Source organism: Halomonas sp. HL-93 (assembly GCF_900086985.1).
Taxonomy (GTDB): Bacteria; Pseudomonadota; Gammaproteobacteria; order Pseudomonadales; family Halomonadaceae; genus Vreelandella.
The window spans coordinates 340,190-353,033 of the sequence record NZ_LT593974.1 but is presented as its reverse complement, the minus strand read 5'-3'; the positions used below and the strand labels follow the sequence as shown (position 1 = coordinate 353,033).

Genomic DNA, 12,844 nt, shown 5'->3' with positions numbered 1-12,844 from the left:
ACGACTTCCCCTTTAGACGGCCAATCGGTTGGCTTTGCGCTCAGCCAGGCGTTGCAGCCATACCAATAGGCTGATCAGCACCATGTACATGGCGGCGGCGGCTAAAATCGGCGGAAGTGGCTCATAGGTAACGGCCGAAATGCGGTTGGTCACCCGCGTTAAATCCACCACGCCGATAACGGCGACGGCCGGGCTGCCTTTGATAAGAAACGACATTTCGTTAACCAGCCCTGGCAGGCTGGTAAGGGTGATTTGCGGCAACATGATGCGACGAAAATACACCCAAGGCGTCATGCCAATCGCGAGGGCTGCCTCGCGCTGATCTTTAGAGAAGTTGTTGAATGCAGAGCGCCAAATTTCGGCGTTAAAGGCGGTGGTATTGAGGGTCAGCGCAATAATGCCCGCCACGTTGCGGTGAATATCCAACCCCATGGTGGGTGCAGTGAGGAAAATAAACAGCACCAGTGTCACCAGAGGGGTCGCGCGCGCCACACTGATATACATACCTAATAGCTGGTGCAATACCGGGATACGCGCAACGCGTAACAACGCCACTATCAACCCAAGCAACACCCCTATGGCAATGGCAACGCCTGAGATCCAGGCGGTTGTCCATGCACCATATGCCAGAAGCCCCCATGCGCTACTGTCCATGCGTCACCTTTACTCACTGGATAAAAAAAGCAGCCGCGTTCCGTCGTCCCGGTAAGCGGCTGCTGCACAGGATGGCTTACATGCCCGCCATTTCGTGAAACTCATCCACGGTGGTAATCGGCTCTTCAGGCAAGTCATCAAACGACTCGCCAAACCACTTCTCCTGAAGTTCGGCTAGGCGGCCCGAATCGCGCAGGTGGTCCATAAACTCGGTCATATATTCGAGCAGTTCAGGGCTGTCCTTGGGCATTGGCCAAGCGACGAACCCTGGACCTGAGACGGCTTGGCCGGCTTCGAACTCATCCGGACGTTCACGGACCACATCGTTGACCGGCACGATGGAGTTGATCACGTAGTCAACGCGTTCATTGGCGAGGTCGGCGTAAATCTCAGGGTAGGCTTCATACTCAACCACCTCACCTAATTCGCCGCCACTTTCCGCCAGCATCTCTTCGAGCTCAGGCAGACGCGAAAGCAGCGCACTGCCGGCTTGCACGCCCAGGGTCATGCCGCTTAGGTCCTCAACGCTGTTGATCCGGTCATCGCCTGCTCGCTTGATGTAATAGTGTTGAGCAGAGGCAAACGGCGGGGCGTAGTTGAACACCCGCATGCGTTCATCTGTCACCGACGCGCCGGTCAGTGCCATGTCGTATTTGCCCGACGTCACCGAGGCAAGGAGTCCCGTCCAGGGCAAAATCTCCTGGCGAATTTCAAAGTCGGCGTAGTCCTCCAACTCGGCCAATACATCTTCGATAAAGCCATCGGGATCGTCACCGTCCATAAAGTTAAACGGCGCGTAATTATCCTCCGTGGCCACGTTCATATAGCCACGTTCTTCGATTTCCGGAAGGTCGGCCGCGTGCGTATTTGTTGCTACACCAAGCGACACTATGCCGGCCATCATCAAGCTGGGAACTACTTTGACGTTGCTCATTGCAAGACTCCTCAGGTGACTTTTATCCAGTATGCCCAAATAGTTACGACGGCCAGCCCGGTGAGTGACCGGCCACTTCGGCAAAACGCTGAACGTCACATCACCCTAGTTTTTTTAGATGGCCGTCTCCTAGAGCCAGTTACCTGAAATTCAAGGGACAGTTTGGTTTTGGCCGGTTGGCACGAAAGCTGCTTAAGGTTACTAAGCGGGTGGATGAGTCAGTCAATGAAAAGAAGGGGGAGCATAAGATGACGGCACTGTGTCTTGATATTGACCCGGCAGCACCCATTTGCCTGCAGGAGCAGCTGCGCGAGTCACTGCTGGAAGCGATTCGCGTCGGCAGCTTACCCTCATGCGAGGCGTTACCGTCTTGTCGCAAGCTGTCACAGCAACTGGGCATTTCACGCAATACCGTCGCGATTGTTTACGAAAACCTCGTCGAAGACGGCTACCTGATCAGTCGACCCCGCAGTGGCTACTACTTACACCCCGACTATGGCGATGCCTCCCAGCAGGCGGCGTTGCCGGCTTTCACTGCCCCTACCACCTCGCCACAACGTGCACCAAGCTGGCACAAACGCATTATTCAACGCCCTACGAATTATCAAGGGATCTTAAAACCGGGCAATTGGTCGGATTACCCCTACCCGTTTATTTATGGGCAGCTCGACACAGACTTGTTTCCGTTAACCCAGTGGCGTGATGTATCTCGACGACTATTAAACTCCCGGCGGGATAAACCCTGGCTGTGTGATCGCATTGACCAGGACGATCCTTTACTGATTGAACAGTTACGTAAGCGTGTTTTAACACGACGCGGTATTTTTGCCCGCGCGGACGATATCCTGATTACCATGGGCACCCAGAATGCGCTCTTCTTGATCGCCCAGTTGCTCTGCCACCGGGGCACGCGCGTTGCCTTGGAATCGCCCGGCTACCGTGAAGCCATGAATGTGTTTGCCCAGCGGGGGGCCAGCGTGCAGTTGCAACCGCTGGACAGCGAAGGCATGTACCTTCAGGGTTCGCAGCACTGTGACTATCTCTACGTTATGCCGAACCATCAGGTGCCGACCGGTGTGACCATGAGTCGGGCACGACGGGATGCCTTGCTCGCCCAGATCCCCCACCGCGATCAAATCGTGATTGAAGATGATTACGACGCTGAAATTCATGGCGACCAGTTCGCCCTGCCCGCGCTCAAAGCCAGCGCCCAAAGCGCCCGTATTATCTACATGGGCAGCTTATCCAAGGCGCTCTCACCTGGATTACGCATGGGCTACATTGTGGCCGACGCCGAATTAATTGACGAGCTGCGGGCACTGCGCCGCTTGATGTATCGCCATCCACCGGCCGCCCTTCAGCATCAGTTGGCACAATTTATTGCCCAGGGGTATTACGAGCGTTACCTGAAGCAACATACCCAAGAAATTGACCAGCGACGCGACGCGATGCGTCTGGCCATCGACCAGGCGTTACCCGGTTGCCAATGCATTAGCAGCCCGCGTTCCAGTGCGTTTTGGATGCAAGCCGAGCCAGGCATCGATACGCAACGCTTGGCTTGGCATGCCGCGCAACGCGGCGTGCTGATTGAACCCGGCTTTCAGCACTTTTTTGACACCGCGCCTCCCCGCCACTTTTTCCGCTTGGGCTTTGGGGCTATCGCACGTGAACGCATTGCCCCAGGCATCGAAACCTTAGGGCTTGCTTACGATCGCGCGTCAACCACTTAATAAGCGACCCTGTAATCGGTTAACACCTTGTCCAAAATCGCTAAGCCTTCGGTTACCTCGGCCTTTGTCACGTTGCAGGGCGGCACCACATGAATGCGGTTCTCCACGCTAAACACCAGCAGCCCCTGCTCCATCAATTGCTGCTTGAGCGTCAACACTTCCGCTCCCGGCAGAGGCGTCTTGCGCACTGGGTCGCTGACCAGTTCCAGCGCATGAAACACCCCAATACCCCGCCAGTCGCCAATGACCGCATGACGTTCGGCAAGCTGCTGCAACCCCTCGGCCAGGCAGCCGTTGCCGATGGTGTCGGCGTTTTCCACGATGCCTTCTTCCTCCATCGCATCCAGCGTCGCCACGATGGCGGCCATTGCCAGGGGGTGGCCTGAGTAGGTCAGACCGCCGACAAAAAAGTGGTCATCGAAGTAGGCCGAGATAGGGTCTGAAATAATCACCCCACCGGCAGGCACGTAGCCAGAATTGACCCCTTTGGCGAATACAATCAGGTCGGGTACGACCGCGTAGTGCTCAAAGGCAAACCAGCGGCCCGTACGCCCAAACCCGGCCATGACTTCGTCCAGAATCAGCACGATGCCGAATTCGTCAGCGAGTTCGCGGACACCTTTAAGGTACGCGTGTGGAGGTAGCAGCACCCCGGCAGTACCGGGAATGGTTTCCAGCAGGATCGCGGCCACCGCCTTGGGCCCTTCGCATTCAATCACCCGGCGAAGATGCTGAAGAGCACGCGCGCATTCCTCATCGTCATCCCGCGCCCAAAACTCGCTGCGATAGAGGTAGGGATTGAAGAAATGCACATGCCCGCTGGCATACTCGTTGGGCACACGCCGCCAGTCGCCAGTGGCGGCAATTGAGGCGCCGGTATTGCCGTGATACGAACGATACGCCGAAAGTATTTTGCTGCGCCCCGTGTAAAGGCGTGCCATGCGAATGGCATTTTCGTTGGCGTCGGCCCCCGCGTTGGTGAAAAACACCTTGCGAAACCCATCGGGCGCTTTGCCGATAATTCGTTTTGCGGCCTCGCTGCGGGCCAGGTTGGCATGGGCCGGGGCGATGGTACAAAGCTCGGCTGCCTGGGCTTGGATGGCACTGACCACTTTGGGATGTTGATGGCCAATATTGGTGTTCACCAGTTGACTGCTGAAATCCAGGTAGGTGTTTCCAGCATAATCCCAAACGCGGCACCCGGACGCGCCTGCTACAACCATGGGGTCCAGGCTGCCTTGCTGGGACCAGGAGTGGAAGACATATTGACGGTCCAAACCGTGCACATAGGTATTATCCACCTCACGGTTCGATAGGCGAGACGTGGCAATATCGGCATTCATAGCAAGCTCCCAATTAATTTACCCAACAATCATCTAATGAAAGACTAGCGACATCACCCGCGCTGCTATAGGGCCAACCACATCGGGTCTCTAGGACAGCCAATGTCACAGTCGATCGAATGATCTGGCTCTAAGCGCGTTGCTTCACACACTATAGAGTTGAGTTGATCTTTTATTTGATGAGTAAGGAGAAGCACCATGCCTAGCGTATTGATAACCGGCGCCACATCGGGTTTTGGTAAAGCCGCTGCGCGCCGCTTTGCCAAAGCCGGTTGGTCGTTGATTCTGACGGGACGCCGAGAAGAACGGCTTGCCGAACTAGAAACCGAACTCTCGCCGCAGGTAAGTGTGCTGACCATGTCGCTGGATGTGCGTGACAGCGACGCCGTCACAGACGCCATCGCCAATTTGCCAGGCGATTTTCTACCGTTAACCTGTTTGATTAACAACGCGGGATTGGCGCTAGCGCCGGAGCCATCGCAAAAGGTGGCACTCAAAGACTGGCACACCATGATCGATACCAACATCACCGGTTTGGTCAACGTGACCCACGCAGCGTTACCACATCTGCTGGATACGGGGAAAGGTGCCAGCATCCTCAATTTGGGCTCGGTAGCGGGGCAGTGGCCGTATCCAGGCGGGCATGTGTATGGGGCGTCTAAAGCCTTTGTTCAGCAGTTCAGCTATAACCTGCGTTGTGATCTGCAGGGCACCGGGGTACGCGTGACCGACCTGGCCCCTGGGATGGCCGAAACCGAGTTTACGCTGGTGCGTACGAAAGGCGACCAAGCCGCCTCCGACGCGCTGTATCGGGGCACCACACCGCTACAAGCAGAGGATATTGCCGAGCAGCTTTACTACCTCGCCACGCTTCCCGCGCACATTAATATTAATCGTTTGGAGATTATGCCTGTGCGCCAAGCCTGGGCACCGTTTGCGATTGATCGCGACCCTACCTAGGCTTGCTTAGCGGACGTCAACACCTCAATGGGTGAGACCTGATCACGCCCTTTCTCTTTGGCAAGATAAAGGGCGTTATCCACTCGCTTCATCACGCTTTTGACTGATTCTTGAGGATGCACTTCGACAACGCCAAAGCTGGCGGTAACGCTTCCCGGAATGGGGAAGCTCGCCGTTTTGATGGCCACTCTAATTTTATTGGCGAGTTGAACAGCCTGTTCAAGCGATGTTTCAGGTGCCAAAAGCATAAACTCCTCTCCACCCCAACGAGCGCAGCAATCCGCACGGCGTAAATTGCTTTCAAGTAAAACAGCCAGGTTAACCAATACCTGATCACCTGCATCGTGACCGTGACTATCATTGATGTCTTTGAAGAAATCGATGTCTAGCATGATCAGAGAGAGGGGGCGTGCGTAGCGATGTTGTCGATTCAGCTCGTTTTTCAGAACTGCATCGAACCGCGCTCTGTTAACAAGTCCGGTTAACATATCGGTAGTCGCTAGCTGCTCGAGCTGTGCCTCATTCTCCATTTGCTCGGTTACATCACGCTGGGTCAGCACCAGCGTCATGGGGCCATGGTGGTTAGCCCCCATGGCGGAAATCCGCCACTCTATATGCATGCGAGAACCGTCATGGCGGCGACTGACTTCACGTCCTCCCAACCCTTCAAAGGTATTACGGCTATCTTGGCTCAACAGGTTCAGCGCATCATGCAGTTGCGTAAAAATTTGCTGATTGACTGCCTGTTGCTGGACCACGATAGGAACAGCCCCCAACCACTCTTCTCGGGTGCCGCCCCACAAGCGCTGATAGTCAGTATTCACATCCACAATGCGAACCCCTGGCGAGTGTCCTTCTACGCTCAGGATGGCTACCGCATGATCTGGCTGTTCGCCGTCAGACCGTGGCCCTGGTAGCGGATGGTGCTGATACATACTTTTAACTCGTCCCTGTGAAATAGAAGTGCACTCGTTGCCGTTGTTCATGCGAACATTGACAGGCATCGGCACTACGGGTTCAGCTATGCGCCACACGCCTATGTCAGCGCAAACCTTACTGTCTAGCACTGGCTACAGTTACCTAAAAATATAACCAATTACACTTCATTAACATAACGCAGGCTATGGGGCGCCAATTAAATGCCAATTGCACTCCTTTCGCGCTGATCGCCTCATCAGGAATAGTTGCTAAGCTTTACATCTGCAACCGCTATTTTTAGCGACGTTTTTCAAGCACGCCTATGACCTCTGGCACTGCAAGCGCGCTATCGTCGATTGAGGAATACAGGGCATGCACTGCGCCCGCAACGCCTTGCTCCACACCCAACTCGCTGGTCATGGTCTGGTAGTAGCCGAGGTCTTTACTGGCATTGGCAACGGTAAACCGAAACCCAGAAGGGTCATTTTCAGCGATATAGGGGCGCAGCCGTTCTAGTATCACCCCACCACCGCCTCCTGCCCCCAGCACTTCTAACAGGGCAGTATCGCTGATGCCCGCTTTGCGAGAAGCAGCGGTGGCCTCGGCCAGTACGGCGGAAAAACCCAGTGAAACGAAGTTATGCAGCAGTTTGAGCGTATGCCCTGCGCCTACTTCGCCCGCATGGGCAATGTTTTCGGCAAAGCCTTGCAACAGCGGTAGCGTTTCATCAAACAGCGCTTGCGGCGCACCCACAATCAAGTTGAGTCGACCTTCTGCGGCTTCTTTTGGGGTGCGTGTCATGGCGGCATCCATAAAGCGCCCGCCCGCGCCAGCAACTCGGGCAGCGACTTTTTCAGTGGAACTAGGTAAGGCGGTGGAGCAGTCCACCACCACGCTGCCGGACGTTAATCCCTCTAGTACGCCGTTGGGTTCAAACAACACTGCTTCTACCTGGGGCGACCCTGTGACACACAAAATCACCACCTCCGCGCGCTGAGCCACTTCCCGGCCCGAACGCAGCGCCGTGGCACCCGCGGCCAATAAGTCATCTACCGGCTGGTTGCCTGGGTGTTCTAGAAAGCTGACCTGATGGCCGGCGCGTAGCAAACTCGCGGCAATTCCGTGGCCCATTAAACCCACACCGACGATGCCGACTTGGCGTGCTGTCTTCATTGTTATCTCCCTAGGTTAGGTGACGCATCCGTTAATGCTTGATTGCGACGGTCTTAATACGTGTATAGCTTCGTAGTCCTTCAAAGCCTTTTTCACGGCCATGGCCGGAACGGCCAACGCCCCCAAAGGGCAGCTCGACGCCCCCGGCAGCGCCGTAATTATTGATGAATACCTGACCACTACGAATACCCTTGGCTAAGCGTAGCTGGCGACCGCCATCATGCGTCCAAATGCCTGCACATAGACCAAAATCGGTGGCGTTGGCCAGTGCCAACGCTTCCGCTTCATCCTCAAATACCTGCACCACCAACACAGGGCCAAACAACTCCTCTTGGAGCACTTCGTGTCCCTCAGGGATGTCTGTCAGTAGTTGCGGAAGCACGAAATGGCCTCCGGAACGCGCGCCTGGGGCTAACTTGCCTTTTGCCGCCACGCGAATACCATCCGCCTCAGCCGCCACCAAACGTGCTTCCAATTTGGCTTTTTGGCGCGCACTGATCAGCGGCCCACAGTCAGCATCTGCTTCACCCGCGTCACAACGCAAGGTAGCAAAACGCTCACAAAGATTTGCTACCACACTATCGGCAATTTCACGCTGAACCAGTAAGCGACTGCCTGCCGAACAGGTCTGCCCGGCATTTTGAATAATGCCGCGCACTACTGCTGGAAGCGCTGCGTCAAGGTCTGCATCGGCAAACACTAATTGGGGCGATTTACCGCCTAGCTCCAGGGTAACCGGGACATGGTGTTGCGCAGCCGCCTGGGCGACATGCGTGCCAGTCTCAGGCGAGCCGGTAAAGGAGAGATGATCAATGTCGGGATGGGCGGCAAGCGCAGCACCCGCCTCGGAGCCAAGCCCTGGTACTACATTGAGGGCCCCAACTGGCAAACCATGGCTCACTGCCAACTCCGCCAAGCGTAGCACACTCAAACAGGCGTCTTCCGCTGGCTTGAGCACTACGGTGTTGCCCGCCGCCAGCACGATGTGGGTTTTACGCTCCAAATCGGCGGCAGTACTTAGTTTTGTAATCAGGCGCCAAGATAGCGCCGGGTAAGCGCACGGGGAAATTCCGGCTTGCGCCGATACGCGACTCACCCGATAGCAATCGAAACAGCCGTATTGCCTTATAGGTTTACGCCATCACCATGGCTGATGAGTTACAAAACCAGCGTCATATCCATCAGCGCTTCTGCGTCGCGTATCATGAGGTAAGCGCTACCTGCATCAACGCGCCGACTGCCAGTGGCATCACTGCCTCATCAAAGTCAAAGCAGGCGTGGTGATGGCCAGCCGCAAGATCCGCACCAAAAATCATGTAACTCGCCTGGCCACCGTGCTCCATCACCCTGGCCATTAGTGAGGTGGCATCTTCTGAGCCCGAGGCCGTTACATCGTGCTTCACTAACTGGGTGATGCCAGGGTAACCGCCAAGACAAGCGGCAATTTTATCTACCAAAGCAGGGCTGGCGGCGCAGGCACTGGCAGCGCCAACGCGCTCAATCGAGACATCAACGCCCTGCATGGCAGCAGCGCCTTTAAGCACCTCAAACGCACGGTTTTCCATATAGTGGTTGATGTCTTCCGTAGCACCACGGGTCTCCAGCCTTAACAGCGCGCTATCGGCAATGATATTGCGCCCACTCCCGGCATGCAGTTGACCCACATTAATCCGCGCAGCGCCTTGGCTATGGGGGGCGATGGCGTGCAAACCAAGGGTCGCCTGGGCGGCCGCCAGCAAGGCATTCTGGCCAACTTCTGGCTGACCGCCGGCATGGGCCGCCTTGCCTGAAAAGCGCACATCCAGCTTGGTGGTGGCCAGAAAGCCATCGGCGGCGCAAATTACATGGCCGCTGGGGTGCCCAAGGCCCAGATGCGTGGCGACCAATCTATCAACGTCATCGACGACACCCGCTTCGACCATCGACTGGGCGCCCCGCACGCCCTCTTCGGCTGGCTGGAAAATCAATTTTATTTTGCCGCACAGCTGGCTGGAAAACTGGCTCAGCAGTTCCGCCATGCCCAACCCGATGGTGGTATGGCCATCATGGCCGCAGGCGTGCATGGAGCCTTGATTGAGCGAGTGGAAGCCCGCTTGGTAAGGACGGTGATCACCCTCGCTGGACTCAACGATTGGCAGGGCATCAAGGTCGAAACGGAACGCCTGGGTTGGCCCCAGGCGCTGCGTATCCAGCGTACCCACAACGCCGGTAAAGCCCCCTTCCAGGGCAGGCAGCCAGCGCTCAACGGCACCCTGAGTACGTGCACGTGCCAAGGCTTCGTCCAGCGTTTGAGCATCTGGCACGCCCATGCGCGTGCACTCACTCACCACTGCTTTTCCCAGTTGAACGCTGAACCCCAACTGGCTAAGCCGTTCAGCCACAAGGCTGGCGGTGCGGAACTCCATCCACCCCTGCTCGGGATAGCGGTGAAAGTCACGCCGCAGGGCAGAGAGCTGAGGAGCGAGGGCATTCGCGGCATCCATGATATTCGCGTTCATAAGCTGCCTCCGAGTTAGCCCAGCGCCTGAGTCAGCATGCCAAAGCGCGTTAACGGCCCCTCCTCGACAGCCTCGCCACAGCGCATGCGGGTGATTTGATCGACACAGGTGAGTCCTAACGCCGTCAGCCAGCTATCGTCGTTGGGATCGACTAAATCAATGCGTATAAAATCACCCTCAGCATCCGTCAGCAGCGCCAACACCAGCGCCTGCGCCTGTTCGGCACTGCGCGCCAGAATGGGGCCAATATGCTCGCCGCGCCCATAGGTACGCTTTAGCGCAAACCCTTCAATGACACCTGCCTTTTCAATCACCACCCCTCTATTAGCCGATTGAACGGCCACCGCATGAGCCGGGCTGTCGGGTGAGAGCGCGATCAGTATCGCCTGATCGATTGCCTCCATCGGACGTAAACCCGGCTCACGCGGCGCAGGCGGTGCGCCGGTGACCACTCCTTGGTATTGGCAGATGCGATTGCACGGTTCAAAGCCCAGTTTTTGGTACAGGGGCTGGCCCGCTTTCGTGGCCACTAATAGCAGCGTTCGTGGGCCCGCCAGCGCCATCAGCCGTACCATCATCTCGCGCCCGAGCCCGAGGCCCTGCCAATCGTCGCTAATCACCACCAGCCCCAGGGTGGCCACGGCCCCTTGATTGAAGCAGAGCCCAGTGCCCACCAGTTCACCGCCGACGCTTTCCAGGACAACGCCTTCTCCCACCTCAAGCATCTGGCGCCAATCGTCGACGCGGTGGGGCCAGCCAAGTTTATGGGACAGGCGATGCGCCGCCTCAAGATCGTTAACGGTCATGGGTCGCCACGTTAAGCCCTCACGCTCAAAGCGGGCGGGAGCACTAGCTGAAGCAGTCGTCGAAGGGGAGTGAGTCATCGCACGATTTTCCTTGCGCTGGGGTTGTTTGGTTTGCTGCTACTTTGGCACTCAGGGCGGCGCGATGCCACGCCGTAAACGGGCACTTGGCGCAATTCAGCAGATTTAACCGTCGCGGCTATAGGGGAGCGCATCACCTGCGCCCAAGCCCCCTGTACTCAGCACCCCATGCTGGGGCATCCGACCTAGGATGGTAGGCAAGCAAGACACCCATTGGATGCCGTCACCATTCCTTATTATTAAATATCTCTAATCAAGGACTAACATGCCAAGTTTCGATCCTGCCCGCATTGCCTTGCCCTGTGCGCACTTTATTCAGGGTCAGCGCGTAACTGACCCAAGCGCGCTCAGTGTATCCCGTCCCTCCGACGGGGCCGTCTATGCCGAGCTGCCCCTGGCCGATGCCAGTCGCGTCGATGATGCCGTCGCCAGCGCCCAACAGGCGTTTATGCGCGGTGACTGGTCACGCTGCGCGCCGCGGGAGCGGGCACGGGTTATGCGCCGCTGGGCAGAGCTGATTGAAGCCGATATTGACTATCTCGCCCCGCTGGAATCACTTGGTTCCACCCGGCCGATCGATCAGACCCGGGCCTGGGATGTGCCCTACACCGCCGAGGGTATTCGCTTCTTTGCGGAATTCGCCGACAAGCACGGCGGCGAGGTCGCGGCGACCGCCCACGACCACCTGGGTATGCAGATTGCCGAGCCGTTGGGCGTCGTTGGCGCGATCGCGCCCTGGAACTTTCCCCTCAGCATGACCTGCTGGAAAGTCGCCCCCGCGCTGGCCGCAGGCAACACGGTGGTGCTCAAACCCTCCGAGATGACGCCTTTCACCGCCGTGCGGCTGGCCGAGCTAGCCATTGAGGCGGGCATGCCACCAGGGGTGCTCAACGTTATCCAGGGCAACGGGCCGTTAACTGGCGACGCGCTCTGTCGTCACCCCTCTGTGGCCAAGGTCACCTTCACCGGCTCAACGGTGACCGGGCGCACCATCATGGGCGCCTGTGCCGAAACCGGGCCCAAGCCGGTCACTCTGGAGCTGGGTGGCAAGAGCCCGCAACTGGTGTTTGCCGATATCCCGGATATTGATCGCACCGCCAAAACCCTGGCCGCCGCGATTACCGGCAACGCCGGGCAAGTGTGCGTTGCAGGCTCGCGGCTATTGATCCAACGGGAGTTGCTTGAGCCCATGGTTGAGCGGCTTAGCGGTCTGTTCAAAACCCTTACCCCTGGCCACACCTGGCAGGCTGGCGGTTGGTTTTCGCCGATTATTTCCGCTATCCAATTGGAGCGCATTGAATCCATCGTGGCGCGCTCCCGCGAGGCGGGCGCTGAGCTGCTGAGTGGTGGAGAGCGCTTTGAACGCAATGATGGCGGCCACTTCTACAAGCCCACCCTGCTGCATACGAATGACCGCCACAATCCCGCCGTGGAGGAAGAAATCTTCGGCCCGGTGTTAACTATCCAAACCTTCGAGGGTGAAGAAGAGGCCTTAGCGCTGGCCGAACACGATGTCTACGGCCTGGCGGCGGGCATTCATACCGCTGACCTGGGGCGTGCGCTGCGCACGGTAAGAAGCCTCTCGGCGGGCACGGTATGGGTTAACCGCTACGGTCGCAGTAACGATTACATTCTGCCCACTGGCGGCTACAAACGTTCAGGGGTGGGCCGCGACCTGGGCCGCGCGGCCTTTGACGCCTGCCTGCAGCATAAAAGCGTGCTGATCGATCTCGACCAGTGAGTAATCCAG

11 protein-coding genes are annotated in these 12,844 nt (G+C 57.4%); 3 read left to right on the top strand and 8 right to left on the bottom strand.

Annotated elements, in window-relative coordinates; all coding sequences use genetic code 11:
* Positions 1-12: 12 nt before the first annotated feature.
* The gene (locus GA0071314_RS01565; protein WP_074394997.1) at positions 13-654 is read right to left on the bottom strand and encodes an amino acid ABC transporter permease; all 642 of its coding nucleotides are present in this window, start codon (positions 652-654) and stop codon (positions 13-15) included.
* A gap of 76 nt (positions 655-730) precedes the next feature.
* Positions 731-1,588 (bottom strand): transporter substrate-binding domain-containing protein, encoded by an 858-nt coding sequence (locus GA0071314_RS01560; RefSeq protein ID WP_074394996.1) that lies wholly within the window; start codon positions 1,586-1,588, stop codon positions 731-733.
* A gap of 248 nt (positions 1,589-1,836) precedes the next feature.
* Here GA0071314_RS01560 and pdxR point away from each other — a divergent pair, with 248 nt between their 5' ends.
* Complete coding sequence (gene pdxR / locus GA0071314_RS01555; protein ID WP_074394995.1) at positions 1,837-3,318, top strand: MocR-like pyridoxine biosynthesis transcription factor PdxR; 1,482 nt, start codon at positions 1,837-1,839, stop codon at positions 3,316-3,318.
* Here the strand turns inward: pdxR and GA0071314_RS01550 are convergent.
* Positions 3,315-4,661 carry an aspartate aminotransferase family protein gene (locus GA0071314_RS01550; protein WP_074394994.1) on the bottom strand — a complete coding sequence of 449 codons (1,347 nt, stop codon included), beginning with the start codon at positions 4,659-4,661 and terminating at the stop codon, positions 3,315-3,317. The two genes, pdxR and GA0071314_RS01550, sit on opposite strands and share 4 nt — an antisense overlap.
* Positions 4,662-4,859: 198 nt before the next feature.
* Here GA0071314_RS01550 and GA0071314_RS01545 point away from each other — a divergent pair, with 198 nt between their 5' ends.
* Positions 4,860-5,621, top strand: a complete 762-nt coding sequence (locus GA0071314_RS01545) for an SDR family NAD(P)-dependent oxidoreductase (RefSeq protein WP_074394993.1) — start codon at positions 4,860-4,862, stop codon at positions 5,619-5,621.
* On the opposite strand, the gene GA0071314_RS01540 is transcribed toward GA0071314_RS01545, so the two are convergent.
* The 5 genes from GA0071314_RS01540 to GA0071314_RS01520 form a co-directional block, all read right to left on the bottom strand.
* On the bottom strand, positions 5,618-6,556 hold the full coding sequence (locus GA0071314_RS01540) for a GGDEF domain-containing protein (protein WP_074394992.1): 939 nt from the start codon (positions 6,554-6,556) through the stop codon (positions 5,618-5,620). The two genes, GA0071314_RS01545 and GA0071314_RS01540, sit on opposite strands and share 4 nt — an antisense overlap.
* Before the next feature lie 280 nt (positions 6,557-6,836).
* Positions 6,837-7,712 (bottom strand): NAD(P)-dependent oxidoreductase, encoded by an 876-nt coding sequence (locus tag GA0071314_RS01535; protein WP_074394991.1) that lies wholly within the window; start codon positions 7,710-7,712, stop codon positions 6,837-6,839.
* A 31-nt stretch (positions 7,713-7,743) separates the two neighbouring features.
* A complete protein-coding gene (locus GA0071314_RS01530; protein ID WP_231896496.1) occupies positions 7,744-8,715 on the bottom strand; it encodes an aldehyde dehydrogenase family protein in 972 nt (323 codons plus the stop codon).
* A gap of 199 nt (positions 8,716-8,914) precedes the next feature.
* Positions 8,915-10,210: an amidohydrolase gene (locus GA0071314_RS01525; protein ID WP_074394990.1), complete on the bottom strand. Its 1,296-nt coding sequence runs from the start codon at positions 10,208-10,210 to the stop codon at positions 8,915-8,917.
* A gap of 14 nt (positions 10,211-10,224) precedes the next feature.
* On the bottom strand, positions 10,225-11,094 hold the full coding sequence (locus GA0071314_RS01520) for a GNAT family N-acetyltransferase (protein ID WP_082934172.1): 870 nt from the start codon (positions 11,092-11,094) through the stop codon (positions 10,225-10,227).
* Positions 11,095-11,359: 265 nt separating this feature from the next.
* Here GA0071314_RS01520 and GA0071314_RS01515 point away from each other — a divergent pair, with 265 nt between their 5' ends.
* The gene (locus GA0071314_RS01515) at positions 11,360-12,835 is read left to right on the top strand and encodes an aldehyde dehydrogenase family protein (RefSeq protein WP_074394988.1); all 1,476 of its coding nucleotides are present in this window, start codon (positions 11,360-11,362) and stop codon (positions 12,833-12,835) included.
* Positions 12,836-12,844: the final 9 nt, after the last annotated feature.